Below are 23,214 nucleotides of genomic sequence, written 5' to 3' on the forward strand. Positions count from 1 at the left end.
TTCGGTATCGCTCCCGCGCGATCAGTTGTAGGCGATCGGCACGGTGAAGGGCCAGGTACGACGTCCCGCACCAGCCGGGATCGGCGGGAAAGGGGCAGCCTTCTGCACCATCTTGACCGCCACCCGGTCCAGAACCGGATCGCCGGAGCTGCTGCGGATCGATATCGCCGACACCGAACCCGACGTCTGTACGACAAAGTAGACAGTCACCGTTCCCCGGCGGTTGCCGGCATCGCGGCTGCGACGGCGCGCGCGCTCCAGCTTGCGCTGGACGAGGCCGCGGTAGTTGGAGACGTCGGCGTTGCCCATCTCGCTGGTCCTGCCGGCTCGCGATGCGCCCCCCCGGCTTGCCGTGGCGTTCGACTGACCGCCGGCCCCCTTCTGTCCGCCGGCCTTGCGGGCGCGCGCCGGCTTTTCCTTGCGTCGCTTGACTTCCTTCGCCTTGCGAGCCGGAGCCTCGCGCTTGACCTCGGCGATCTTGAGATCCTTGGGCCGGCCGCGCGGCGTCGGCGCCGCCTCGACAACCGCGGCCTCGACAGTTTCCGTCGGAGCGGTCTCGGCGACTTCGGCGGGGGCCGCCTGCACCGCCTCCGTGATTTCGCTCACCGGCTCGCTGACCGTCGCATCCGCATAGGCAATCTCGGCGGGGACAGACGCGGTGAGTTCGGGCACGGCCATGTCGGCGGGCACCTGATCGGCCACGGTGGCCTCCTGCACCGGTCGGGCCGCGGAAACCTCGGTCGCCTCCTCGACCTCCGGCGCCGGCGTCGGGTCCGAAGCTTCCGGCTCAAGCGACTCGACCAGCGCGGTCGACTCCTCCCTCGCCTTGTCGGCCTCGGGCGCATCGACGGGCTGCACTTCCTCGGGCTTGACCTCGCCGACCTCCTCGCCCTCGTCCATGTTGCCGGCCTGGATCGCGTCGACGAAGACCTGGCCGAGTTCGGCCGAGACAACCGGTCCGCCGCCGGCCAGCAGCGTCGGCTCCTCGCCAGAGGTAAACCACCCAACGGCACCAGCATGGGCGGCAAGCGACAGCACCAGCGCACCGGCGATATGATAGCTCCTAAGCCTCATTGATCAGCTCCCACCCCCGCATCCGGGGTTGCGTTCGCGGTGCCCTCCGGCGTGTCGGCCGGCAGGTCGCCTGCCGCTTCTGGCGTCTCGCCCATGGTGACGAGCGAAACCTTCGAGGCACCCGCCCGATAAATCGTGTCGACCGTCTCCAGCAGCACACTGGCATCCAGCTCCCGGTCGGCCGCCAGGAGAACCGGCGGTCCGGCGGGCGTCGCGGCTTGCGCCTCCGCCGTGTCGGCAGGAAGCGGCGGCAGTTCTGCCGCACCCTCGCTGGCCAGTTCGGCCAGATAGGCCTCGGCGGTGATGACGGCGCCGCGATAGCGCAGCGCGCCCTGCGCATCGACGAAAAGCGCGTCCGGCGGAGGAAGCGGCGGCGCGTCCTCGGTTTCGACGAGGTCGACCTCAGGATCGACCGGAGGCGAAAGCTGGCCGGCGATCAGGAAGAAGATCAGCATCAGGAACACAACGTTGATCAGCGAGATCGTGCTCTCGGCCTGGCGTTTCACAGCGGGCCTTGGAAGACGGATCATGTCCTACCTCGCAACAACGACCTTGAGCCGGTCGCCCGCCCGAAGGCGCTCCAGGGCGGTGACCAGATCCTGGGCGCGCGCGCCCTCCTTTGGAACCAGCAGCGCGGTGTCCCCACCGCTTTCGGCAAGTTGCTCGATCTTGGCGCGCACGGCCTCAGCGTCGGCGAAGCGCTCACCGTTGATGGCGAGCCCTTCCGCGTCGACGGTCGCGAAGATCTTCGGGCGCGGCGCAGTGCCCCCGCCACCACCGGGCGCAGCGATCTCGACGCTGGCGAACCGGGTGAAGGTCGAGGACAGCATGAAGAACAGCAGCAGCAGAAAGATCACATCGATGAGCGACGTGAGCGAAAGCCGCCGCCGGCTCGGTCGCGGCAGGTCAATGCGCATGGACGAGCCGCTTCACCGGGCTGACCGTGTCGCCGGCGTCGAACGCGGCTTCGCGCAGGTCTCCCGCATTCAGCGCGCTGTCGATAAGCACGGCCGAGGACAGGCTCTCGATGGCCATGCGCTCGTTGTCGATCATGCCTTCGAAGAAGGTGACGACGATGGAGACCGGCATGGCGAGCGCGAGGCCAGCCGCCGTTGTCATCAGCGCGACCCAGATACCGCCGGCGAGCAGCGAGGGATCGACGGCATTGCCGGCACCCTGAAGTTTCTGGAACGCCTCGATCATGCCGAGCACGGTGCCGAAGAGGCCGAGCAGAGGCGCGATCTGGGCGATGGTGTCGAGCGGACGCAGGCCACGGCCCAGCCGGTGCAGCCGGATTGCGGCGATGCGCCCCACTTCGTCTTCGGCAAGGGACTTGTCGGTGTTCGCCCGCTCGGCCGTGGCCATCGCGACGGCCACAGACGCGCCGGTGGGGCCGCGCGCGTCGGAAACAAGCTGACGCGCCTCGGCGCGCCGGCCATGCACCCAAAGGTAGACGGCCCGCTCGGCGCGCCGGCGGCGACCGACGCCCTCGAGCGCGAACTGGACCAGCTTGATCAGAATGATCGCCAGTGCCACGACGGACAGCGCCCCGATGATCGCGACAACCGGGCCGCCAAGCTCGAGGAAACCGACGATTTGAGCGAGAATGTCGGCGAAGGACATGGGAGCGCTTCCTACTGAACGAGGGGAATGGCGGACCGGCTCGAAAGGGCAAGGGTGGCGCTGCAATGCGCCGCCGCGCCCTCACCACACTGGGACGGACCGTTGACGAGGATGCGCCCGAGGCGGGCGCATCCGATGCCGGCGAGATCGAACTGGCGCACCGAGGTCTTGCTGGCCTCGAGTGCACCGAAGTCGAAGGTGGTCAGCCGCTCCACGAGCCCGTCCGCGTCGAAGAGCACGAACTCGTAGCGCGGTTGCGGGATATCCCCGCCGGTGGCGTTGGAGACGACGAATGTCAAACGGCAGCCGCCGGCACCGGTGTCGGCCAGCTTGTTGAGCTCGATGCGCAGCTCGGAAGCGGATTTTTCCTCCGCCGGCTTCGCCTCGGCCTCCCCGGCTCGGGCCTGCCCCGCCCAGATGGCGGAGGCGGTCAGAGCCGCCGCCACCATGATTTCGATCCGTCGTCCCATTGTCCGCTCCCGCTTGGCGTTACCAGCCGATCGTCTTGGCAAGGGTCAGCTTGAACGTCCGACCCTTGCCGTCGTCGCCGGCCAGATTGTTGCGATAGTGCTTGTCGAAGAGGTTATCGACCGAGGCGCGGAACTCGAGCCCGGCCAGAGCGCCGTCATCAGGCTTCCAGTCGGCGAAGAGGTTGTGCACCGCGTATCCGGCGAAGGGGCCGGTGGTCGCGCCCGTCGACATTGACCCGGCGAAAAGACCGCGCCAGCCGAAGGACAGGTCGTATTGCGGCAGCTTGCCGCCGAGGGTCACCGTCAGGGTATCGGCCGGAATGGTGTTCAGCGTCGCGCCAGTCGACTTGTTCTCGCCGTGAACATGGCTGTAGCCGAGGTTGGCGAAGGCATAGTCGGCGTCATAGGCCGCCTCCACCTCGATGCCATAGATCTCGGCATGGGTGACGTTCTGGTAGTAGGACACCGGCGTCGCCAGACCCGTATTCGGGTTCGGCACGATCATGTCGCGCAGGTCGTTGTAAAACGCCGTGGTCTTGAGCTGAACGCTATCGCCGTCACGCACCAGGTCATAGGCGGACATCGAGAAGCCGATTTCGGCCGCGTTCGACTTTTCCTTCTGCAGGCCAAGGCTCATTCCCCGGCCTCCCGGGTAGGTGCCGTCGGGCGGATTGGTCGAGAACAGCTCGTCAAGCGTGGGAACGCGCTCCGTGTGAGCGACGGAGCCGAACAGCGAGAACGCCTCCGTCACCTTGTACATGACCGCAAGCTTGGGCGAGAAAGCCGTCTCGTGACGGGTGGACGCGCCGGCGACGGAGGAGTCAGGTTCCAGCGTGATGAAATCGACGCGCGCGCCCGGGATGATCGTCAGCCGGTCGTTCCAGGTGAACTCGTTCTGGAAGAAGACCCCGAACTTCGTGTCGGTGCCTTCCGGATGAAAGCTGATCGCGCCCGACGTCGTCTCGGCCGTGCGCTCCTGGTAGCTCGTCTGCGCGCCGAACGTGAAGTGGTTGGTGAAGTTCTCTCCAAGGTGCTCGATCGTGTTGTCGGCCCTGGCGGAATAGGTCCGATATCCGTAGTCGCCATCCTGGAACAGCGGGCTGGGAATGAAGGCGCTTGAATTGCCCTGCCACACCTGCGTGTCGGAGATCGAGAAATTGACGTTCAGGTCAAGCCAGGGAGTCTCGCTCGCCGGATTCTCGTAGGAGACCACGAAGGTCTGGTCCGTGATGTCCCGGTCGATCGTGCCGAACACGGGGAACGTGCCCGTCTGCGAGTATTCGGTGTTGTCGCCGTCACTCTGCCAGCGCTCGTAGGAGACGCGCAGCACCTGCTCGTTGTCCTGGCCAAAGCGGTGCGTCAGCTTGGCAAGGCCCGAGAAGGAGGAGAACTCCGAACCCGTCACCTCGACGCCGCCGCCGGCGTCGTAGTTGTCGGCGCGGCGGAAGTTGCCGTTGAGCAGCATCTCGGTCTGCTCGGAGAAGGCAAGCGCCGCGGTGATCGAGGCAAGCGCACCGGCCTTGTTGGAATCATACATCGTCTTCAGACGAACCGCGCCGGTTTCACCGTCCTTGATGAAATCCGAAGCATCCTTGGTCGTGAAGTTGATGACGCCACCGAGCGCGCCGGATCCGTAGAGCGTCGAAGACGCCGGGCCGCGCAGGACCTCAACGCGCTTGTAGAGCTCCGGGTCGGAGAAGAACGAGCCCATACGGTACTGTTCGTAGAACTTGGGCGCCCCGTCGACAGTGACGATGATCTTGGACTCGTCCGCCGAGGACAAGTCACCAATGCCGCGAATATTGAAGGACTGGCCGCCGATTCGATCCGACCCGACGACGGTCACGCCCGGCACCTGCTGAAAGATCTCGCCGATGGTCATCGGCTGTTCGGCGTCGATCGCCTCCTGGTCGAGAACGGTGACCGCCTGCGGCGTGTCGATGGCCACCTTCTCGATCCCCGCGCCGACGACGATGCGCTCGAGCCTGGTGGCCTCGTCACGCTTCGACGTCTTAGCCCCCGCCGGCGCGCCGTCGGCGCTCTGCGCCATGGCCGTCGAGGCCGTCATCAGCACACCGAGCGCCACGCCACTGCACAGCAACACGCGATACCGTGCCCGAACATTCATTTCTCGCGAGCTAGCCAGCCCCATTTCACGCCCTCACACACACACTGATTCGACGGCTAGCTGGCGCTTGCTTGCTTGCTGTTCGATTGTTGATAATTCTTGAGCACTCAACTCAGGTATTGAACTCGATACAAAACATGAGTTATTCAGTCAAGTAACAGATCGCGTTACCGATCTTGTCCACAAAGCGTTCGGCCCCCGAAGCCAGCCAGCGACTCCCTTTCGCCACAGCGTGCCACGCGACCGGCCGAAGGGATGCCAGCATAGGTCCGAACCGGCATGTGCCGAGACAGCCAGACATGGGATGCGCCTGCGCAAGCCCCGGTCCCGTGCTCGCCATCCGCTCCCGAAAAGGTGACCTATGAGAAGAGAAGCCACGGATTTCGCCCACGTTCGCCACATGCGTTCGGAAAACCCGAAGATGCGCGAGCGCGATCTCGCTCACATGCTCGAGCTCAGCGAGGCCGAATTCATCGCCGCCTTCTGCGGACACGGCGTTCGCCGTGTCGACGTGCGCTTCGATGACATCTTCAAGGGACTGGCCGGGGTCGGCGAGGTTCTGGCGCTGACCCGCAACGAAAGCGCCGTGCACGAGAAGCCGGGCGTCTACGACAAGTTCATCCCCGGCAAAGGCGCCGCGATGATGCTCGGCGAAGACATCGACATGCGCATGTTCCCCTCGGTCTGGAAGCACGGGTTCGCGGTCGAGAAGCCGCAGGACGACGGGTCGGTGAAGAAGAGCCTGCAGTTCTTCGACGCCCATGGCGACGCCGTTCACAAGATCCACACCCGCGACGCGACCGACATGGCCGTCTGGGATGCGCTGGTCGAGAGCCTGATCGCCGTCGACCAGGACCCGGGCCTGCTCGAGGATGTGACCCCACGCGAAGTGCACGAGCGCGTGCCGGCCGATCCGGCGCGCGCGCCCGAGCTGCGCACCCGCTGGCAGGCAATGAACGACACGCACGACTTCTTCGGCCTGCTGCGCGACATGAAGCTGCATCGCCTCGACGCACTCGGCATGGCGGGCGATGAGCTGGCGTGGAAGCTTGAGGCCGATGCGGTGACGGCGATGATGGAGCGCGCCTCGCAAAGCGGCCTGCCGATCATGTGTTTCGTCGGCAGCAAGGGCTGCATCCAGATCCACACGGGCCCGGTGAGCAAGATCGCCACCATGGGTCCCTGGATCAACGTGATGGACCCGGGCTTCCACCTGCATCTGCGCACCGACCACATCGTCGAGGCCTGGGCCGTGCGCAAGCCGTGCGAAGCCGGCCATGTGACCTCGGTCGAGGCCTATGACGCCAACGGCGATCTGATCATCCAGTTCTTCGGGAAGCGCAAGGAAGGGCTCGACGAACTCGTGGACTGGCGCGGGCTGGTCGAGGGACTGCCGCGCTCCGCCTCCAGCCAGCCCGCGCTCGAGCCGGCGTGAGGCGGACGAACATCATGGAAAAGACATATACGCGCACGCGCGCCGCATCCCCCGTCCTGGCGTCGGGGATTGCCCGTGCGGGTTTCGGCGCCGCACTGGTCGGTCTTGCCGCCCTGTCGCCGGCCTTGGCGGTCGATGAGCTCGCCAAGGCGGAGAAGATCGTTTCCATCGGCGGCGATGTAACCGAGATCGTCTATGCGCTCGGCGAAGGCGAGCGGCTGGTGGCGCGCGACACCACCAGCTCCTTTCCCGCCGAGGCGCTCGACCTCCCGGATGTAGGATACATGCGCGCGCTCTCTCCCGAGGGCGTGCTCTCGGTGAAGCCCGACGGGATCCTTGCCATCGACGGCAGCGGCCCGCCGCAGGCGCTTGACGTGCTGAAGGCGGCCGGCGTGTCCATGGTGAGCGTGCACGAGGGCTACGACCGCCAGGCAATCCTTGACAAGATCGTCGCAGTCGGCGGCGCGCTTGGCGTGCAGGACAAGGCCGCGAGCCTTGCCGACGAGGTTGCCGGCGACCTGGACGCAGCCGTTGCCGAGGCGCACGCGCTCGACCGCAAGACGAAGGTGATCTTCGTGCTGTCGCTGCAGGGCGGCCGGGTGCTTGCCTCCGGCGAAGGCACGGCGGCCGCCGGCGTGCTCCGGCTTGCCGGGCTGACAAACGCCATCGAGGGCTTTTCGGGCTACAAGCAGATCTCCGACGAGGCGATCATCGCCGCAGCGCCCGACGCGATCCTGATGATCGATCGCGGCGAGGGCCATGCGGTCGCACCGGAAGCCGTCTTCGCCAATCCGGCATTGGCTCAGACCCCGGCCGGACGCGACAAGCGGCTGGTGCGCATGGATGGCCTCTACCTTCTGGGCTTCGGACCGCGCACCGCCAAGGCCGTGCGCGACCTTTCGGCAAAGCTTGCCGCCGACGGCCTTTGAGGGAGCACACGCCGGTCATGGCCATCAGCACCCTGCCAACCCGGCCAGCACGCTCCGGCGTGCTGGCCGAGGCGCGCTTCGGCAATCGCGAGCCGCTCGCCCGGCTCGCGATTGCCTGTCTCGCGGTGTTCCTTGTTCTGGTGGCAGGGTTCTCGCTTGCCATCGGCCCGCTCGATATCGACCTGTCCCGGGAGATCGGCGCACTCTTCGGCAACGCCAGCGCGGAAGCGGCCGATGCCCTGCGCGACAGCGTCATCCTCTGGCAGGTTCGCCTGCCGCGCGTGCTGCTGGGGGCGCTCGTCGGCGCGGCGCTTGCCGTCTCGGGCGCAATGATGCAGGGGCTCTTCCGCAACCCGCTCGCCGATCCCGGCATTGTCGGCGTGTCCGCCGGCGCGGGCCTCGGCGCCGCGTCGATGATCGTGCTCGGCGGCACCGCCCTGGCCCCGCTGTACCTGCTGCTCGGCATCTACGCACTGCCGCTCGCTGCCTTCTTCGGAGGTCTCCTGACGACCTTCGTTCTCTACCGCATCGGCACGCGCGGCGGCTTCACGTCTGTCGCCACCATGCTTCTGGCCGGCATCGCGCTGGCAGCCCTCGCGGGCGCGGCAACCGGGCTTCTCGTCTATGTCGCCGACGACCAGCAGCTTCGCGACCTGAATTTCTGGCTGCTCGGCTCGCTGGCCGGCTCCACCTGGCAAAAGCTCGCCGCCGTTGCGCCGATCATCGGCATCGTTCTCCTGACTATCCCTGTCTTCGCCAACGGCCTCAACGGCCTCGTGCTCGGGGAAGCCGCCGCCGGACATCTCGGCGTCAGGGTGCAGCGGCTGAAAATCGTCTGCATCGTCGCTGTCGCCGCAGCCACCGGCGCCTCGGTCGCGGTCAGTGGCGGCATCGGGTTCGTCGGCATTGTGGTGCCCCACCTGCTACGGCTGAGCATCGGGCCCGATCATCGCCATTTGCTGCCGGCATCCGCGCTGCTCGGCGCAAGCCTTTTGATCCTTGCCGACACGGTGAGCCGTACCATCGTCTCGCCGGCGGAACTGCCCATCGGCATTGTCACGGCGATCGCCGGCGCACCCGTCTTCCTGTGGATCCTTCTCGGACGCAAGGGACTGACCCAGGCATGAACATGACAACGCCCCTCCCCCTCGAGAGCCTCGACATCCGTGACCTCGATGTGCGCTACGGCACGCACAAGGTCGTCGACGGGGTCAGCTTCCGCGCACGCGCCGGCCAGCTCGCGGTGATCATCGGCCCCAACGGCTCCGGCAAGAGCTCGCTGCTGCGCGCCGTCACCGGCGAGCTTTCGGCTGGCGGACAGGTGATGATGAACGGTCGCCCAACGAGCGATCTGTCGCCGGAGGAAATGGCGCGCCAGCGCGGCGTCCTTGCCCAGCACACGACGCTTGCGTTCCCGCTCACCGTCGCCGAGGTGGTGCGTCTGGGCATCCTGCGCCTGCGCACCAGCCGCGCCCAGATCCGGGAACGGGTTCTGGAAGCGTTGGAGAAGGTGGATCTCGACGGCTTTGCCCCGCGCCCCTACCATAGCCTGTCGGGCGGCGAGCAGCAGCGCGTGCAGCTCGCCCGCGTTCTGTGCCAGGTCTGGGAGCCGGTCACCGAAGAAGGCCCGCGCTGGCTGTTTCTGGACGAGCCGGTGTCAAGCCTCGACATCCGTCACCAGATCCTGATCATGGACATCGCCGCCGGGTTCGCACGTCGCGGCGGCGGTGTTGTCGCGGTGCTGCACGACCTCAATCTCACGGCGCTTTATGCCGATCAGGTGCTGGCGATGAAGGCGGGCCACCTGCTTGCCGACGGAAGCACCCGGGAAGTGATTACAGACGGGCTGGTTTCACAGGTCTTCGACCATCCCCTGAGGGTCGGCGCGGTGCCCGCGCCGGGCATGCCCTTTATTCTTCCGCAGACAGGCGGGGCAGCGGCGGCGGAAACGCCGCGCGCGGTCGCGAAGGGCTGAACCCGCTCTCCACCAACACTCCAGCTTTCTTGGTTCAGGCTGGCGCCGCAGCGGCGCGGGCACAATCGGCGCAGCGCCCCCGCAGTTCCACCATGGATTTGCGCAGAATAAACCCGGTCTCGCCGGCAATCGCCTTCAGGTGGCCAGCGAGCCGGTCGTCGCTCAGTTCCGCCACCTGGCCGCAGTCGTCGCAGATGGCGAAGGCAACCGTTTCGTGCCCGTCGCAGTCCGGGTGACGGCAGGCGACAAAGGCATTGAGGCTCTCGAGCCGGTGCACCATGCCGATCTCGACGAGCTTTTCCAGCGCCCGGTAGACCTGCGGCGGTGCGCGGAAACCCTCGGCGCGCAATTCATCCAGGATCGTGTAGGCGGTGAGCGGCGCCCTGGCTTGCGACAGGGCGCGCATCACCAGCGCCTGGTTGCGGGTGAGCCCCTCCGTCGGGGCGTGGTGATGGTCATGATGAGCGCTCATCGCTCCGGCCTTTCCTGTTGCGGCGCCGCGCCGCGCGTCGGGCGCGCGCCCCGTGCCAGCCGCGCGAGAACACCGGCGGCCGGCGACATGGCGAGCACGAAGAGCACGAGCGCGGCGACGACAATCGACGGTCCCGAGGGCGTGTCCCACTCCAGCGAGGCGAAGAGCCCGCCGGCGACCGCCGCCATGCCGGCAAGAGCGGCGACGACGGCCATCTGCTCCGGCCCGAAGGCGATGCGTCGCGCGGTCGCCGCCGGGATGATCAGCATTGCCGTGATGAGAAGCACGCCGACAATCTTCATGGAGATGGCGATGACAGTCGCCATGAGCAACATGAAGATGAGATTGGCCCGGTCTGGCCGCAGTCCCTCTGCTTCGGCCAGGTCGCGGTTGACTGTCGCGGCAAAAAGCGGCGTCCAGATCGCGGCCAGAACCGCAAGAACTGCAACCCCGCCGACATAAACGACGAGGATGTCGAACTTCGACACCGCCAGGATATCGCCGAAGAGGAATCCCATCAGGTCGATCCGCACCCAGCTCATGAAGCCGAGAGCCACCAGGCCGATGGCAAGCGACGAGTGGGCGAGCAGTCCCAGAAGCGCATCGGAAGAGAGCGTCGCGCGCCGCTGCAGGAGAAGCAGCAGCAACGCCACCAGCGTCGCGACGACGAAGACCGCGAGCGTGACGTTGATTTCCAGCAAAAAGGCGATGGCAACGCCGAGCAGCGCCGCGTGGGACAGCGTGTCGCCGAAATAGGCCAGCCTGCGCCAGACCACGAAGCAACCGAGCGGACCTGTAACCGCCGCCACGCCGAGGCCGGCGACAAGCGCCCTGGTGAAGAAGTCATCGAGCATGGCCGGTCTCCGTCTCGCCTACGGTTTCCTGCACATGAGGGCGGGAATGATCGTGAGCCCCGCCTTGGTCGTGGTGCCCGTGGTGGCCGTCGTTCGGGTGGCAATCCTCGGAGATCGAACCGTCCGCATGGCGCACGCGACCGTCGGGGAGATGCGTGTGGTCGTGGCGATGCTCATAGACCGCCAGCGTCGAGCTTGCACGGGCACCGAAAAGCCGCTGATAGGCGGGGCTCGAGGCGACCGCCGTCGGCGCGCCCTGGCAACAGACATGGCCGTTCAGGCAGATCACATGATCGGTCGCCGCCATGACCACATGGAGATCATGGGAAATCAGCAGCACACCGCAGCCCAGTTCGTCGCGGACTTGCGAAATCAGGTCATAGATTGCGCTTTCGCCAGAAAAGTCGACGCCCTGGACCGGCTCGTCGAGCACCAGCAGGTCCGGCTTTCGCGAGATCGCGCGGGCAAGAAGAACCCGCTGAAACTCGCCGCCGGACAGCTCGCGCACCTCCGCGTGGCGCAAATGGGAAACGCCGGTGGCGGCCAGCGCGCGTTCCGCCTCCTCGCGCGCCACGGGTCCCGTCAGACGCATGAACCGCTCGACATCGAGCGGCAGCGTCCAGTCGATGGAGACCTTCTGCGGCACATAGCCGACCCGAAGACCGGCCATGCGTTCGGAGCGCCCCTCGCTCGGTGGCAGGAGCCCCAGCGCCATGCGCGCCGTGGTCGACTTGCCCGAGCCGTTCGGCCCGATCAGCGTGACGATCTCACCACGTCTGACGGCAAGATCGACGCCGCGCACAAGCCAGCGGTTGCCGGCACGAACGCCCGCGCCGGCCAGAGAAACCAGCGCCGGAGCTTCGCCCGATCCGTTTTCCGCCATTTCATGTCCCGCAATCACAAGGCCCGGCACACTTGCCGGAGCATCTGTCGAAAAAACCTGTTGCCCGAGCTTATCGCACACGTTATACCGTAACGCAACAATGTGATATTATAACATCCCTCACCAGGAGCCCGGCAGCGGGAGAAGCCCGGGCGGAGCCGCCCCTCCCGACGCCGGATCCGCCCGCCGCTTCCGGCGAGCCTCCCCGCCACCCGGCCGCTTGCCGGCCGGTTCTAGCCAAGACGCGCAGTCGCCGCGCCTGGAACCAAACACAGGACTGCCTCATGAAAACACCGCCCCGCCTGCTTCGCACGTCCCTGCTCTCCGCCGCCCTGCTCATGTCGACCAGCACGCTCGCCATTTCCGCCGACCTTTCGGTGGTGGCGTCGATCAAGCCCGTACATTCGCTGGTGGCATCGGTCATGCAAGGGGTCGCCGAGCCGACGCTGCTTCTCGAGGGCGCCAGTTCGCCGCACACCGCCACGCTCAAGCCGTCCCAGGCCACCTCTCTCGAGAAGGCGGACGTGATCTTCTGGATCGGCCACGATCTCGAGGCCTTCCTGGAAAAGCCGATCGAGACCGTCGGCGCGCGCGCCCGCTCCGTCGAGCTTGGAGAGGTCGAGGGCGTTGTCGAACTCCCCCCGCGCGAGGGAGGAGCCTTCGAGGCCCATGACCACGGCGAGCATGATCACGGCGAGGAAGGCCACGCCCACGATCATGGCGACGGCCATGACCACAAGCACGAGGCCGCGCACGACCATTCCCATGAGCACGGCCACGGGGAGGTCGACCCGCATGTCTGGCTCGATCCGGAGAACGCCAAGGCGATGGCCCGCGCCATCTCGGCGACGCTGTCGCAGGCCGATCCCGACAACGCCGATGCCTATGCGGCCAACCTTGCCCGCCTCGAGGGACGGCTCGATACGGAAAAGGCCGAGATCGCCAACATCGTCGCCCCCATCCGGGACAAGGGCTATGTGGTCTTTCATGACGCCTACCAGTACTTCGAAAAGCGTTTCGACCTCCACGCCGCCGGCTCCATCACCGTGAGCCCCGAGGTCATGCCCGGGGCGGACCGGGTGAAGCAGATCCGCGCCAAGATCTCCGATCTCGGCGCCACCTGCGTCTTCGCCGAACCGCAGTTCGAGCCGAAGCTGGTTTCCGTCGTCATCGAGGGCACGAAGGCGCGCAGCGGCGTGCTGGATCCGCTCGGTGCGGACATTCCCGCCGGTCCCGATCAGTACCCCGAGCTGCTGAAGGCGCTTGCCACCTCGCTCGCCGACTGCCTTTCGGCGAACGACTGACCTGACCACGCCGGTGCGCAACGCCCACTGCTTGCGCGCCGGCATTCTCCCCGCACCGTCGCAGCGACGCCGCCTGGCGTTGCGCGACCTTGCCCGCCGAACCCGTCTCCGTCTCGCTGCCGGCTCCCGGTGGCGTGTTGTGGCGTGGGTTTTCATCACCCAAATATGTTATGTTATCACATAAAGGACGCATTCATGCGACTGCTTCGCACCTCAACCGCCGCCGCGCTTTTCCTGGCCTCGCTTGCCTCGGCCTCAGCCCATGGCATCTGGATCGCCCAGCGCCACGGCGATCAGGCCATCGTCTACGGTCACGGTGCCTCGGACGAGGCCTATGACCCGGCAAAGCTCACGAGCCTTGCCGCAGCCACCGGCGACGGCAAGGCGGTGGCGCCGGATGTTCGCAAGGCCAAGGATCATGTCACCTTCAGCCTGCCGGACAGCGCCGTCTACGTCAGCGCGACGATGGACAACGGCTATTGGACCGAGCGCCAGGATGGCAGCTGGGTAAACAAGGCGAAGGACGAAGTCACCGACGCCCGGACTGCCGGCCGCAACTTCAAGCACGCGGTCTCGCTTGTCGGCGAGCCGGGCGGTGCTCCCCGCCCGCAGGGTCTGCCGCTGGAGATCGTGCCGCTAGCCGACCCTCTTCATCTGCATGCCGGCGACACGCTCGAGATCAAGGTTCTTGCCGACGGCGTTCCGGTCGCAGACGTGCCCGTCACCGCCGAATACACGACCGACAGCGAGGCGAGCCCGGTGCGCACCGATGCCGAGGGCAAGGCGCGTATCACCGTGCGCAACTCAGGCCTGAACGTCATCGCCGCCTCCTACAAGGCCCCGACCGACGACCCGGCCAAGGCCGACACCATCAATCACTTCACCACCTTCTCCTTCACCCTCTCCCGTCACAGCCACTGACGGATGACGCAAACGCGGGGGCGCCGAGTTTTCGGCGTCCCCGCAGAACAGCCCATCAGACACAGCGAGCCAGCCATGCCTCCCCGTCCGCACCCGAAAGGGAAGCTTCCCGTTACGGTTCTCTCCGGCTTTCTCGGCGCTGGAAAGACCACGCTCCTGAACCGCGTCCTCTCCAATCGGGAAGGTTTACGCGTCGCCGTCATCGTCAACGACATGAGCGAGGTCAACGTCGATGCCAGCCTGATCCGCGAAGGTGGAGCAAACCTGTCCCGCGTGGAAGAGAAACTGGTCGAGATGACCAACGGCTGCATCTGCTGCACGCTTCGCGAGGACCTTCTCAAGGAAGTGTTCCGGCTTGCCGGCGAAGATCGCTTCGACCATCTGCTGATCGAGGCGAGCGGCATTTCAGAACCCCTGCCCGTCGCCGCGACCTTCTCCTTCCGCGACGAGGATGATGTCAGCCTCGAGGACGTGGCTCAGATCGATTCCATGGTCACCGTGGTCGACGCAGCGAGCCTGCTGAAGGACTACGGCTCGACCGACTTCCTGACAGACAGGGGCGAATCCCTGGGCGAGGAGGACGAGCGCACGCTGGTCGACCTGCTCGTCGACCAGATCGAGTTTGCCGATACGATCGTCCTCAACAAGGTCTCCTCGGCCAGCCCTGACGACCTCGCCGCCGCGCGCAAGATCGTGCGCGCGCTCAACGCCGACGCCCACGTCATCGAGACCGATTTCGCCGAAGTCGCCGCCGGGGACATTCTCGGCACCGGCCGTTTCGACTTCGAGCGGGCGCAGACGCATCCGCTCTGGTTCAAGGAGATGAACGGCTATGCCGACCACATCCCCGAAACCGAGGAATACGGCGTTCGCTCGTTCGTCTACCGGGCGCGCCGCCCCTTTGACCCGACACGCTTCAAGCGGTTCATCGACACCACCTGGCCCGGCGTCATCCGCGCCAAGGGATTCTTCTGGCTGGCGACGCGCCCGCGTTTCGTCGGTGAGATCAGCCAGGCCGGCAGCATCGTGCGAACCGAGAAGCGCGGGCTTTGGTGGAGCGCCGTACCGACCTCCTACTGGCCGGAACACCCGGAGTGGCGCGAGGCGATGCGACCTCTCTTCGACCCGGTCTGGGGCGACCGACGCCAGGAGATCGTCTTCATCGGCGTCAGCGACATGGACGAAGCCCGACTTCGCGCCGATCTCGACGCCTGCCTGGTGGAGGCGACCGCCTTCAAGCCGGAGCGTTGGACAGGCCTTGCCGACCCCTTTCCCCTTTGGAACGCCGGCGGAGACTAGCGGTATGCGGCGAGAGGGCGACGAAAGCCGGTTGCAGCACCCCGGCCGATCTGCCAGTTTCAGCTGCGATGGTTGCCCGACGAGAATCTCCGAGGGCATGAAAAGGGAACACGGTGAGGCGTACCCAGCAGGGACCGAAACCGTGGCTGCCCCCGCAACTGTGAGCGGAAAGCCGACCCCGGTTTGCCACTGCCCTGACGGGCGGGAAGGTGGGGAAGGCGATGACCCGCGAGCCAGGAGACCTGCCATCGTGGATTCACCAGTGACCGGACGGGGTGTTCCGGGAGGGCGACATGGCAATTCCGATAGCGCGCACGCCGAAGGTGCGCCATCAGACCGCCTGCGTTCTTCTCCTGCCCCGTCTTTCCGACCGGCAGGATGTAGATGGCGCACGACCTGATCCCTTGCGAAACGCGAGCTGACGACACGGCCCCGTCCGCCATGGCCGGCGCGGTCGTCATCGTTTGCACCACCTGCCGGGCACGCACCGTCGACGAGGACGGCAGCACCCGTTACGGCGAGCGTGTCGGCCCGGCAGTGAGCGAGCGCCTGTGCACTGCCTTGCGCGACCAGGGACTGGCACCATCCGTGGCCGTGACTGGTGCGGCCTGCATGGCCGGCTGCGGCCGCCCCTGCGCCATTGCCATCCAGGCGCCGGGCAAGGCGGGCTATCTCTTCGGCAGCATCGAGACAGACGAGGAAATCTCGGCGATTGCCACTTTCGCCGGACAATACCTCGAGTTGGCGGACGGATGGTGTTCCTCGCTCCAGCGCCCGGAAGCTCTGAAGGGCAAGACCCTGGCCCGCCTGCCCGCGCCCGTCGTCGCCTTCCCGCTTTCCATGGCAAACGCGGAGATCGTTGAATGACACACGAGAGCGGCCTGGAAACCACCCTGGAACTCATCGGCGTCGGCTATTCGACCGCACGCGGGCAACGGCTCGTCGAGGATGTCTCCTTCCATGTCCATGCAGGCGAGATCCTGGTGATCGCCGGCCCGAACGGAGCCGGCAAGAGCACGCTGGTGCGCATGATCGCGGGTCTTGCACCTGCCGGCGACGGCGAGATCCTGCTGGGCAAGCGTTCGCTTGCGCGTGTGCCGATCCACGAGCGCGCCCGCGCCATCGCCTACGTCGGGCAGAGCGAGGAGCCGGATGGACGCCTCTCCGTCGCCGACTACGTGGCGCTCGGCCGCCTGCCCCATCGCCGGGCACTCGACGCCCGCGCCCATCAGGCAGCCCTCGGCGAAGCTCTAGCCGTGGCGGGCCTGACGGGGTTGTCGCGGCGAACCATGGGGAGCCTCTCCGGCGGCGAACGGCAGCGGGCCAAGATCGCCCGCGCCGTGTGCCAGGAGCCAAGGCTTCTGGTTCTCGACGAGCCGACCAATCATCTTGACCCGCGGGCCCGCGGGGACCTGCTCAGCCTGGTCACCCGCCTTGGCATCACGGTCATCGCCGTGCTGCACGATCTCACGCTGATCGAGGATTTCGCCAGCCACGTCGCGCTGATCGACGAAGGCCGGCTGACGGCCTACGGACACCCGCGAGACGTCCTCTCAAGCGCTCGGGTGCGTGCGACCTTCGAGGTCGACATGCACCGCCTTCCGCACCCCTCCGAAGACCGCATGCTGTGCGCCCTCGACATCCCGATCCGCCGGACGACGCCTGAAGCGGTGCCCGCGCTCGCGGACTGATCCCTCTCCGGCGCGGCCGCAACCTTCCCATCACATCGCCTGCCTTCACCGAAAGGGCCTTTCATGATCCGTCTCACCGCCGCGCTTGCCGCGCTCCTGCTTGCCGGCACCGCCCATGCCGCACCTGTCACCGTCGACAACTGCGGCCAGCCACTGACCTTCGAGACCACGCCCGAGCGCATGGTGACGCAGGACATCAACATTTCCGAAATGGCCTTCGCACTGGATCTTCAGGATCACATGGTCGGCGTCAGCGGCATCAGCGGCTGGTACAAGACGACGCCCGAGTTCGAAGCCAGACGCGGCGAGCTACCGGAGATCGCGCCGAAGTATCCCTCGCTGGAAAACATCGTCGCCTCCGGCGCAGACGTCTTCTTCGGCGGCTGGTACTACGGCATGAAGCCCGGCGGCGACGTAACGCCGGAGACGCTCGCCGACCAGGGCGTCAAGACGCTGATCCTCACCGAAAGCTGCATCCACGTCGACAAGAGCCGCCCCGCCGCCTCGCTCGATCTGCTTTATGGCGACATCCTGCGGCTCGGCGAGATCTTCGACCGCCAGGACAAGGCGCAGGCGCTGGTGGAGGGCTGGAAGGCGCGCGTCGCCGCCGTGCAGGCCGCTGTGGCCGGGCGCGCGCCAGTGACGGTGTTCCTCTACGATTCCGGTGAGGACAAACCTTTCACCGCCGGTCGGTTCGCCATGCCGACGGCGATGATCTCCGCGGCCGGCGGCAGCAATGTCACCGGCGACATGGAGACGAGCTGGGGCACCACCTCCTGGGAGGCGGTGGCCGCCGCAGATCCGGACTTCATCATCCTGCTCGACTATCAGGACAGCGGCGGAGCCGAAAAGCTCATGGCCTTCCTGCGCGCCCACCCGGTAATGAGCCACCTCAAGGCGGTCGAGGACAACCGCACCCTCGCCTTGCGCTATGAGGAACTGACGCCCGGTCCCGCCAATATCGACGGCGTGGAAAAAATCGCCCGCGCGCTTTATCCGGACGCTTTCTGAGCCATGCGCATGCTCGTACTCGCGGCCGCCGGGGTGCTGGCGGTCGCGGTTCTCGTCATTGCCGCGATCGTGGTCGGGTCGACGCCGCTTCCCCTGTCGACGGTCATCGGCGCGCTCTCCGGCGGACCGGAAGCCGCCACGCCACTGGGGCGGATCGTCACCGACCTGCGCCTGCCGCGCGCGATCCTCGCCCTGCTCACCGGCGCGGGCCTCGGTGTTGTCGGCTGCCTGCTTCAAACAACGACGCGCAACGATCTCGCCGACCCGTTCCTCTTCGGCCTCTCATCCGGTGCCGCCGCTGGCGCGGTGTTCGTCATCACCGTGACCGGCGACCTGCTGGGCATCTGGACGCTGCCCGCCGCAGCCTTCACCGGCGGCATGGCCGCCTCCGCGGTGGTTCTGGCGCTCAACGCCAGACTCGGCGACCGGGGGCCGGCACAACTGGTGCTGGCCGGTCTCGCGGTGTCCTTCCTGTTCATGGCGCTGACCAACTACCTCGTCTTCGCCGGCGACCAGCGCGCCGCCCATTCGGTTCTGTTCTGGTCGCTCGGCGGGCTCGGCCTCGCGCGCTGGGAAATCCTTCCCGTCGCCGCCGTCGGCCTTGCCGCCGTTCTCGCCTTTGCCACGATCAACCACCGTCGTCTCGACGCGATTCTCGCCGGCGAGGACACCGCCCGCACGCTGGGCGTCGATGTCGGCAGGCTGCGCACCACAACCTTCCTGGTCTGCGCCTTCGGCACCGCCGCCTTCGTTTCTCTGACCGGCGTGATCGGCTTCGTCGGCCTGATGGTTCCGCATATGGCACGCGCGCTCGCCGGGCCGCTGCACGGCGGCCTGATCATGCTCGCCGCCCTGATCGGCGCGGCACTTCTGCTGGCCAGCGACATTGCCGCGCGTACACTGCTCGCACCGCAGGAACTGCCCGTCGGCATCGTCACAACGGCGCTCGGCGCAATCTTCGTGCTCGCGCTGGTCGGACGGCGAAACTGACCATGGCGCCTGAGGCCCGAACGGGCCTCAGGCCTCGTCCGGCACACAGGACGTCACACGCTTCAGGCAGCGCAGCGAGAAGCTCGAACGCGAGTTGCGCAAGCCTTCCACGCCGAACAGCTGCTCGCGCAGGAAGCGCTCCACCCCCTTGGTGCCGCTCGCCGCCACCTTGACGAAGTAATCGTATTCCCCCGCCATCATGTGCACCTCGAGCACGTCCGGCAAAGCCGCCATCGACTGGCCGAAGCTCTCCAGCGTGTCGGCGTTGTGCCGGTCGAGCGAGACCTCGATCATCACCGTGTCGCCCATGCCCAGCGCCTCCTGGTCGAGAACGGCCGTATAGCCGGTGATGATCCCCTCTTCCTCCAGCCGACGAACCCGCTGCCAGCACGGACTGGGCGACAGCCCGACCTTGCGGGCCAGTTCCGTGTTGGAAAGCCGCCCGTCATCGACCAGCGCCTTGAGAATTCTGCGATCAATTTCGTCGAGCTGTCGTGCCATGAAACATTCCCCTTAACTTTCCGAAAAAGCCGGCACATGATTTTTCATATTGGCGATTTCAAAGCAAATTCGAAAAGAAATTCCACCTGATCGAGCTGACAATCCCGGAAAATCGCAGCCACAGGTTGCCGCCGACAGGAGGAGTCGGTGCACGAACGCTATAGGGAGAGCGCTTTCATGGATTTCACACTGTCGGAAGAGCAAGGTCTGATCTTCGACACCGCCCACGCCTTCGGGCAAGAGGCCATCGCACCGCACGCCTCCGACTGGGAGCGTCAGGGAACCATCCCGCGCGAGGCTCTTGAAGCCGCCGGAGAGCTTGGCTTCGGAGCGCTCTACGTGCCCGAGGAGCTTGGCGGAACCGGATTGACGCGCCTCGACGCGGTTCTCGTCTTCGAGGCCCTGTCGATGGCCTGCCCGTCCGTTGCGGCCTTCATATCCATTCACAACATGTGCCTGAACATGATTGCGAAATACGGCTCCGAGGCCATTCGCGACACCTGGATGGAACGGCTTGCCTCGCTGAAGGCGGTGGCCTCCTACTGCCTGACCGAGCCCGGATCGGGCTCCGATGCGGCGGCCCTCAGGAGCCGTGCGACACGCAACGATGCCGGTTGGAGCCTCACCGGCAACAAGGCCTTCATCTCCGGCGGCGGCTATTCGGATCTCTATGTTGTGATGTGCCGGACCGGAGAGGACGGCCCCAAGGGTATCTCGACGCTCGCCGTACCAGCGGGAACCGACGGCCTCAGCTTTGGCGCACTGGAGCGCAAGATGGGCTGGAAGGCCCAGCCGACCGCACAGGTCCAGTTCGACGATTGCACCGTCCCCGCCGACCACCTGCTCGGCGAGGAGGGACGCGGCTTCTCCTATGCGATGGAAGGGCTCGACGGTGGCCGTCTCAACATCGCCGCATGCGCCCTCGGCGGGGCGGAGGCGGCCCTTCGCGCGGCACTGCGCTACACCGGCGAGCGCAGCGCCTTCGGCCAGTCGCTCGACCGGTTCCAGGCCCTGCAGTTCCGTCTCGCCGACATGGAAACCGAGCTGTCCGCGGCGCGCATCTTCCTGCGGCAGGCCGCCTGGAAACTCGACACCGGCGCGGCCGACGCCACCAAGCATTGCGCGATGGCCAAGCGTTTCGTCACCGACACCGCCTTCAAGGTTGCCAATGATGCGCTCCAGCTCTTCGGCGGCTACGGTTATCTTGAGGATTACGGCATCGAGAAGATCGTGAGGGACCTGCGCGTCCACCAGATCCTGGAAGGCACCAACGAGATCATGCGCGTCATTGTCGCGCGCAGCCTTCTGGCCGAGCGCGATCGGTCCTGAACCGTTTCGCCGCCCATGCGTTTGAAATCACAAGGGCGGCCGCCGGCCGGCCCTGACGTCGACAAGGGAGTTTCCATGACCGCTCCACGACCGCTATCGCTGCATGTTCCAGAACCCGGTTGCCGACCCGGCGATACGCCTGACTTCTCCGACTTCGAGATCCCCCGCGCCGGCGCGGTGCGACGACCCGAGGTCGACGAGGCGCCGGAGAACATGCGCGACATGGCGTTTTCCGTGGTGCGCGTGCTCAACAAGGCCGGAGAGGCGGTCGGTCCCTGGGCCGGCCTGCTCGACGCCCACGCCCTGCGCGAGGGCCTGCGCCACATGATGACCCTGCGCCAGTTCGACGAGCGGATGCTCAAGGCGCAGCGTCAGGGCAAGACCAGCTTCTACATGCAGCATCTGGGCGAGGAGGCGGTCGCCTGCGCATTCCGCATGGCGCTCGACGACGGCGACATGCACTTCCCCACCTACCGGCAGGCGGGGCTCCTCATCGCCGGCGGCTATCCGATGGCCGACATGATGAACCAGATCTACTCCAATGCCGCCGATCCGCTGAAGGGACGGCAGCTGCCGGTGATGTACTCCGCCCGGGACCATGGCTTCTTCACCATCTCCGGCAACCTCGGCACCCAGTTCATCCAGGCGGTCGGCTGGGCCATGGCATCGGCGATTGCCGGCGACACCAAGATCGCGGCCGGGTGGATCGGTGACGGCTCGACCTCCGAGAGCGACTTCCATGCGGCCATGGTCTTCGCCTCCACCTACAAGGCGCCGGTGATCCTCAACATCGTCAACAACCAGTGGGCCATCTCGACCTTCCAGGGCATGGCCCGAGGCGGAGCGGTGACATTCGCCGCGCGCGGCCACGGCTTCGGCATTCCCTCGATCCGGGTGGACGGAAACGATTACCTGGCGGTCCACGCGGTGGCGAGCTGGGCGGCGGAGCGGGCACGCTCAGGTCTCGGCCCGACACTGATCGAGCATGTCACCTACCGCGCCGGCGGCCATTCGACCTCGGACGACCCCTCCGCTTATCGCTCCAAGGACGAGGTCAGCGCCTGGCCGCTGGGCGATCCCATCGACCGCCTGAAGAAACACCTCGTGACCATCGGCGAATGGTCGGAGGAACGCCAAACCCAGACAATGGCGGAGATCAACGACACGGTGCGCGCCTGCCAGAAGCAGGCGGAAGCGAACGGCACGCTGATTTCCGGCGGCCAGCCTTCGCCGCGCTCCATGTTCGACGACGTTTATGCCGAGATGCCGGCGCATCTTGCACGGCAGCGCCAGGAAGCGGGGTTCTGACATGGCACGCATGACCATGATCGAGGCGATCCGTAACGCCCACGACCTTGCCATGGAGCGGGACAGCACCGTCGTCGTCTTCGGCGAGGACGTAGGATATTTCGGCGGTGTGTTCCGCTGTACGGCCGGCCTCCAGAAGAAATACGGCGCGAACCGCTGCTTCGACGCGCCGATCAACGAAAGCGGCATCGTCGGCGCCGGCGTCGGCATGGCCGCCTACGGACTGAAGCCCGTCGTCGAGATCCAGTTCGCCGACTACATGTATCCCGCCTACGACCAGATCGTCAGCGAGGCGGCGCGCATGCGCCACCGCTCGGCAGGACAGTTCACCTGCCCGATGGTGATCCGCATGCCCACCGGCGGCGGCATCTTCGGCGGCCAGACCCACAGCCAGAGCCCGGAGGCCCTGTTCACCCATGTCGCCGGTCTCAAGGTGGTGGTGCCATCCAATCCGCGCGACGCCAAGGGGTTGCTGCTCGCCGCCATCGAGGATCCGGACCCGGTGATCTTCCTCGAGCCCAAGCGGCTCTACAACGGCCCCTTCGACGGCCATCACGACCGTCCGGTGGTTCCCTGGAAGAAGCATGAGCTCGGCGACGTCAGCGAGGACTACTATACGGTGCCGCTCGGCAAGGCGAAGATCCACCGCGAGGGCTCGGCACTGACGGTCCTGGCCTATGGCACCATGGTCTATGTGGCACAGGCCGCGGCGGAGGAAGCCGGGGTGGACGCGGAGATCATCGACCTGCGCACGCTGCTGCCACTCGACCTGGAGACCATCGAGGCGTCGGTGAAGAAGACCGGGCGCTGCGTCATCGTTCACGAGGCAACGAAGACCTCCGGGTTCGGCGCGGAGCTGAGCGCCGTGGTTCAGGAGACCTGCTTCTACCACCTGGAGGCGCCGATCCTGCGCGTGACCGGCTGGGACACACCCTATCCGCATGCCCAGGAGTGGACCTACTTCCCGGGACCGGACCGGATCAAGCGCGCATTTGCCGAAGTGCTGGAGGGCTGAGA

The 23,214-nt window shown here is 66.5% G+C and carries 24 protein-coding genes and 1 riboswitch; of the genes, 14 read left to right on the forward strand and 10 right to left on the reverse strand.

Annotated features, from left to right (window positions below; translation table 11 throughout):
- Positions 1 to 21: 21 nt before the first annotated feature.
- The 6 genes from ACSLUQ_RS08430 to ACSLUQ_RS08455 are packed head-to-tail and all read right to left on the reverse strand — an operon-like array spanning position 22 to position 5,271.
- A complete protein-coding gene (locus ACSLUQ_RS08430; protein ID WP_461808241.1) occupies positions 22 to 1,074 on the reverse strand; it encodes an energy transducer TonB family protein in 1,053 nt (350 codons plus the stop codon).
- Positions 1,071 to 1,604 carry an ExbD/TolR family protein gene (locus ACSLUQ_RS08435; RefSeq protein WP_417772704.1) on the reverse strand — a complete coding sequence of 178 codons (534 nt, stop codon included), beginning with the start codon at positions 1,602 to 1,604 and terminating at the stop codon, positions 1,071 to 1,073. Before ACSLUQ_RS08435 ends, ACSLUQ_RS08430 begins: the two co-directional genes overlap by 4 nt.
- A gap of 3 nt (positions 1,605 to 1,607) precedes the next feature.
- Complete coding sequence (locus tag ACSLUQ_RS08440) at positions 1,608 to 1,991, reverse strand: ExbD/TolR family protein (protein WP_461808242.1); 384 nt, start codon at positions 1,989 to 1,991, stop codon at positions 1,608 to 1,610.
- Positions 1,981 to 2,697, reverse strand: coding sequence for a MotA/TolQ/ExbB proton channel family protein (locus ACSLUQ_RS08445; protein ID WP_417772702.1), 717 nt, complete (start codon positions 2,695 to 2,697; stop codon positions 1,981 to 1,983). Before ACSLUQ_RS08445 ends, ACSLUQ_RS08440 begins: the two co-directional genes overlap by 11 nt.
- Positions 2,698 to 2,708: 11 nt before the next feature.
- Positions 2,709 to 3,167 carry a hypothetical protein gene (locus ACSLUQ_RS08450; protein WP_417772701.1) on the reverse strand — a complete coding sequence of 153 codons (459 nt, stop codon included), beginning with the start codon at positions 3,165 to 3,167 and terminating at the stop codon, positions 2,709 to 2,711.
- A 19-nt stretch (positions 3,168 to 3,186) separates the two neighbouring features.
- Positions 3,187 to 5,271, reverse strand: a complete 2,085-nt coding sequence (locus ACSLUQ_RS08455; protein WP_461808243.1) for a TonB-dependent receptor domain-containing protein — start codon at positions 5,269 to 5,271, stop codon at positions 3,187 to 3,189.
- 385 nt (positions 5,272 to 5,656) lie between these two features.
- On the opposite strand from ACSLUQ_RS08455, the gene ACSLUQ_RS08460 reads away from it, so the two are divergent.
- The 4 genes from ACSLUQ_RS08460 to ACSLUQ_RS08475 are packed head-to-tail and all read left to right on the forward strand — an operon-like array spanning position 5,657 to position 9,634.
- The gene (locus ACSLUQ_RS08460; protein WP_461808244.1) at positions 5,657 to 6,730 is read left to right on the forward strand and encodes a hemin-degrading factor; all 1,074 of its coding nucleotides are present in this window, start codon (positions 5,657 to 5,659) and stop codon (positions 6,728 to 6,730) included.
- Between the two features lie 14 nt (positions 6,731 to 6,744).
- Positions 6,745 to 7,659 carry a heme/hemin ABC transporter substrate-binding protein gene (locus ACSLUQ_RS08465; protein ID WP_461808245.1) on the forward strand — a complete coding sequence of 305 codons (915 nt, stop codon included), beginning with the start codon at positions 6,745 to 6,747 and terminating at the stop codon, positions 7,657 to 7,659.
- A gap of 17 nt (positions 7,660 to 7,676) precedes the next feature.
- Complete coding sequence (locus ACSLUQ_RS08470) at positions 7,677 to 8,786, forward strand: FecCD family ABC transporter permease (protein WP_417772697.1); 1,110 nt, start codon at positions 7,677 to 7,679, stop codon at positions 8,784 to 8,786.
- A 2-nt stretch (positions 8,787 to 8,788) separates the two neighbouring features.
- Positions 8,789 to 9,634, forward strand: coding sequence for a heme ABC transporter ATP-binding protein (locus tag ACSLUQ_RS08475; RefSeq protein WP_461808246.1), 846 nt, complete (start codon positions 8,789 to 8,791; stop codon positions 9,632 to 9,634).
- Positions 9,635 to 9,668: 34 nt separating this feature from the next.
- Here the strand turns inward: ACSLUQ_RS08475 and ACSLUQ_RS08480 are convergent, their stop codons facing one another.
- From ACSLUQ_RS08480 to ACSLUQ_RS08490, 3 genes are read right to left on the reverse strand one after another with little or no spacing between them, the layout of a single operon-like run.
- Positions 9,669 to 10,106: a transcriptional repressor gene (locus tag ACSLUQ_RS08480; RefSeq protein ID WP_417772695.1), complete on the reverse strand. Its 438-nt coding sequence runs from the start codon at positions 10,104 to 10,106 to the stop codon at positions 9,669 to 9,671.
- The gene (locus tag ACSLUQ_RS08485) at positions 10,103 to 10,960 is read right to left on the reverse strand and encodes a metal ABC transporter permease (RefSeq protein ID WP_461808247.1); all 858 of its coding nucleotides are present in this window, start codon (positions 10,958 to 10,960) and stop codon (positions 10,103 to 10,105) included. The genes ACSLUQ_RS08480 and ACSLUQ_RS08485 overlap by 4 nt, the downstream gene beginning before the upstream one ends.
- Positions 10,950 to 11,843, reverse strand: a complete 894-nt coding sequence (locus tag ACSLUQ_RS08490) for an ATP-binding cassette domain-containing protein (RefSeq protein ID WP_461808248.1) — start codon at positions 11,841 to 11,843, stop codon at positions 10,950 to 10,952. The genes ACSLUQ_RS08485 and ACSLUQ_RS08490 overlap by 11 nt, the downstream gene beginning before the upstream one ends.
- 284 nt (positions 11,844 to 12,127) lie before the next feature.
- On the opposite strand from ACSLUQ_RS08490, the gene znuA reads away from it, so the two are divergent.
- The 7 genes from znuA to ACSLUQ_RS08525 all read left to right on the forward strand — a co-directional run bounded on the left by znuA (position 12,128) and on the right by ACSLUQ_RS08525 (position 19,059).
- Positions 12,128 to 13,147: a zinc ABC transporter substrate-binding protein ZnuA gene (znuA, locus tag ACSLUQ_RS08495; protein ID WP_417772692.1), complete on the forward strand. Its 1,020-nt coding sequence runs from the start codon at positions 12,128 to 12,130 to the stop codon at positions 13,145 to 13,147.
- 195 nt (positions 13,148 to 13,342) lie between these two features.
- Positions 13,343 to 14,068 carry a DUF4198 domain-containing protein gene (locus tag ACSLUQ_RS08500; RefSeq protein ID WP_461808249.1) on the forward strand — a complete coding sequence of 242 codons (726 nt, stop codon included), beginning with the start codon at positions 13,343 to 13,345 and terminating at the stop codon, positions 14,066 to 14,068.
- Positions 14,069 to 14,143: 75 nt separating this feature from the next.
- Positions 14,144 to 15,367, forward strand: coding sequence for a GTP-binding protein (locus ACSLUQ_RS08505; RefSeq protein ID WP_461808250.1), 1,224 nt, complete (start codon positions 14,144 to 14,146; stop codon positions 15,365 to 15,367).
- A gap of 52 nt (positions 15,368 to 15,419) precedes the next feature.
- Positions 15,420 to 15,631: riboswitch (cobalamin riboswitch) on the forward strand.
- A 120-nt stretch (positions 15,632 to 15,751) separates the two neighbouring features.
- Positions 15,752 to 16,234, forward strand: a complete 483-nt coding sequence (locus ACSLUQ_RS08510) for a DUF1636 family protein (RefSeq protein WP_461808251.1) — start codon at positions 15,752 to 15,754, stop codon at positions 16,232 to 16,234.
- Positions 16,231 to 17,058, forward strand: coding sequence for an ABC transporter ATP-binding protein (locus tag ACSLUQ_RS08515; RefSeq protein WP_417772688.1), 828 nt, complete (start codon positions 16,231 to 16,233; stop codon positions 17,056 to 17,058). Before ACSLUQ_RS08510 ends, ACSLUQ_RS08515 begins: the two co-directional genes overlap by 4 nt.
- A 63-nt stretch (positions 17,059 to 17,121) precedes the next feature.
- Positions 17,122 to 18,069 (forward strand): ABC transporter substrate-binding protein, encoded by a 948-nt coding sequence (locus ACSLUQ_RS08520; RefSeq protein ID WP_461808252.1) that lies wholly within the window; start codon positions 17,122 to 17,124, stop codon positions 18,067 to 18,069.
- A 3-nt stretch (positions 18,070 to 18,072) separates the two neighbouring features.
- On the forward strand, positions 18,073 to 19,059 hold the full coding sequence (locus tag ACSLUQ_RS08525; protein WP_417772686.1) for a FecCD family ABC transporter permease: 987 nt from the start codon (positions 18,073 to 18,075) through the stop codon (positions 19,057 to 19,059).
- Positions 19,060 to 19,086: 27 nt separating this feature from the next.
- On the opposite strand, the gene ACSLUQ_RS08530 is transcribed toward ACSLUQ_RS08525, so the two are convergent.
- Positions 19,087 to 19,560 carry an Lrp/AsnC family transcriptional regulator gene (locus tag ACSLUQ_RS08530; RefSeq protein ID WP_417772685.1) on the reverse strand — a complete coding sequence of 158 codons (474 nt, stop codon included), beginning with the start codon at positions 19,558 to 19,560 and terminating at the stop codon, positions 19,087 to 19,089.
- Positions 19,561 to 19,737: 177 nt separating this feature from the next.
- Between ACSLUQ_RS08530 and ACSLUQ_RS08535 the strand changes: the two genes are divergently transcribed.
- The 3 genes from ACSLUQ_RS08535 to ACSLUQ_RS08545 all read left to right on the forward strand — a co-directional run bounded on the left by ACSLUQ_RS08535 (position 19,738) and on the right by ACSLUQ_RS08545 (position 23,212).
- The gene (locus ACSLUQ_RS08535; protein ID WP_461808253.1) at positions 19,738 to 20,889 is read left to right on the forward strand and encodes an acyl-CoA dehydrogenase family protein; all 1,152 of its coding nucleotides are present in this window, start codon (positions 19,738 to 19,740) and stop codon (positions 20,887 to 20,889) included.
- Between the two features lie 75 nt (positions 20,890 to 20,964).
- Positions 20,965 to 22,197 (forward strand): thiamine pyrophosphate-dependent enzyme, encoded by a 1,233-nt coding sequence (locus ACSLUQ_RS08540; RefSeq protein ID WP_461808254.1) that lies wholly within the window; start codon positions 20,965 to 20,967, stop codon positions 22,195 to 22,197.
- Between the two features lies 1 nt (position 22,198).
- Positions 22,199 to 23,212 carry an alpha-ketoacid dehydrogenase subunit beta gene (locus ACSLUQ_RS08545; RefSeq protein ID WP_417772682.1) on the forward strand — a complete coding sequence of 338 codons (1,014 nt, stop codon included), beginning with the start codon at positions 22,199 to 22,201 and terminating at the stop codon, positions 23,210 to 23,212.
- Positions 23,213 to 23,214 lie beyond the last annotated feature (2 nt).

The organism is Stappia sp. ICDLI1TA098 (assembly GCF_054880955.1).

What these genes read in the sequence shown, in the direction of transcription:
- ACSLUQ_RS08520 (WP_461808252.1), top strand. Translation starts at nt 17,122, where the DNA reads ATGATCCGTCTCACCGCCGCGCTTGCCGCGCTCCTGCTTGCCGGCACC.
- ACSLUQ_RS08460 (WP_461808244.1), top strand. Translation starts at nt 5,657, where the DNA reads ATGAGAAGAGAAGCCACGGATTTCGCCCACGTTCGCCACATGCGTTCG.
- ACSLUQ_RS08485 (WP_461808247.1), bottom strand. Translation starts at nt 10,960, where the DNA reads ATGCTCGATGACTTCTTCACCAGGGCGCTTGTCGCCGGCCTCGGCGTG.
- ACSLUQ_RS08440 (WP_461808242.1), bottom strand. Translation starts at nt 1,991, where the DNA reads ATGCGCATTGACCTGCCGCGACCGAGCCGGCGGCGGCTTTCGCTCACG.
- ACSLUQ_RS08525 (WP_417772686.1), top strand. Translation starts at nt 18,073, where the DNA reads ATGCGCATGCTCGTACTCGCGGCCGCCGGGGTGCTGGCGGTCGCGGTT.
- ACSLUQ_RS08490 (WP_461808248.1), bottom strand. Translation starts at nt 11,843, where the DNA reads ATGGCGGAAAACGGATCGGGCGAAGCTCCGGCGCTGGTTTCTCTGGCC.
- ACSLUQ_RS08435 (WP_417772704.1), bottom strand. Translation starts at nt 1,604, where the DNA reads ATGATCCGTCTTCCAAGGCCCGCTGTGAAACGCCAGGCCGAGAGCACG.
- ACSLUQ_RS08450 (WP_417772701.1), bottom strand. Translation starts at nt 3,167, where the DNA reads ATGGGACGACGGATCGAAATCATGGTGGCGGCGGCTCTGACCGCCTCC.
- ACSLUQ_RS08480 (WP_417772695.1), bottom strand. Translation starts at nt 10,106, where the DNA reads ATGAGCGCTCATCATGACCATCACCACGCCCCGACGGAGGGGCTCACC.
- ACSLUQ_RS08475 (WP_461808246.1), top strand. Translation starts at nt 8,789, where the DNA reads ATGACAACGCCCCTCCCCCTCGAGAGCCTCGACATCCGTGACCTCGAT.
- ACSLUQ_RS08530 (WP_417772685.1), bottom strand. Translation starts at nt 19,560, where the DNA reads ATGGCACGACAGCTCGACGAAATTGATCGCAGAATTCTCAAGGCGCTG.
- ACSLUQ_RS08500 (WP_461808249.1), top strand. Translation starts at nt 13,343, where the DNA reads ATGCGACTGCTTCGCACCTCAACCGCCGCCGCGCTTTTCCTGGCCTCG.
- ACSLUQ_RS08510 (WP_461808251.1), top strand. Translation starts at nt 15,752, where the DNA reads ATGGCGCACGACCTGATCCCTTGCGAAACGCGAGCTGACGACACGGCC.
- ACSLUQ_RS08515 (WP_417772688.1), top strand. Translation starts at nt 16,231, where the DNA reads ATGACACACGAGAGCGGCCTGGAAACCACCCTGGAACTCATCGGCGTC.
- ACSLUQ_RS08545 (WP_417772682.1), top strand. Translation starts at nt 22,199, where the DNA reads ATGGCACGCATGACCATGATCGAGGCGATCCGTAACGCCCACGACCTT.
- ACSLUQ_RS08470 (WP_417772697.1), top strand. Translation starts at nt 7,677, where the DNA reads ATGGCCATCAGCACCCTGCCAACCCGGCCAGCACGCTCCGGCGTGCTG.
- ACSLUQ_RS08465 (WP_461808245.1), top strand. Translation starts at nt 6,745, where the DNA reads ATGGAAAAGACATATACGCGCACGCGCGCCGCATCCCCCGTCCTGGCG.
- ACSLUQ_RS08445 (WP_417772702.1), bottom strand. Translation starts at nt 2,697, where the DNA reads ATGTCCTTCGCCGACATTCTCGCTCAAATCGTCGGTTTCCTCGAGCTT.
- ACSLUQ_RS08535 (WP_461808253.1), top strand. Translation starts at nt 19,738, where the DNA reads ATGGATTTCACACTGTCGGAAGAGCAAGGTCTGATCTTCGACACCGCC.
- ACSLUQ_RS08430 (WP_461808241.1), bottom strand. Translation starts at nt 1,074, where the DNA reads ATGAGGCTTAGGAGCTATCATATCGCCGGTGCGCTGGTGCTGTCGCTT.
- znuA (WP_417772692.1), top strand. Translation starts at nt 12,128, where the DNA reads ATGAAAACACCGCCCCGCCTGCTTCGCACGTCCCTGCTCTCCGCCGCC.
- ACSLUQ_RS08505 (WP_461808250.1), top strand. Translation starts at nt 14,144, where the DNA reads ATGCCTCCCCGTCCGCACCCGAAAGGGAAGCTTCCCGTTACGGTTCTC.
- ACSLUQ_RS08540 (WP_461808254.1), top strand. Translation starts at nt 20,965, where the DNA reads ATGACCGCTCCACGACCGCTATCGCTGCATGTTCCAGAACCCGGTTGC.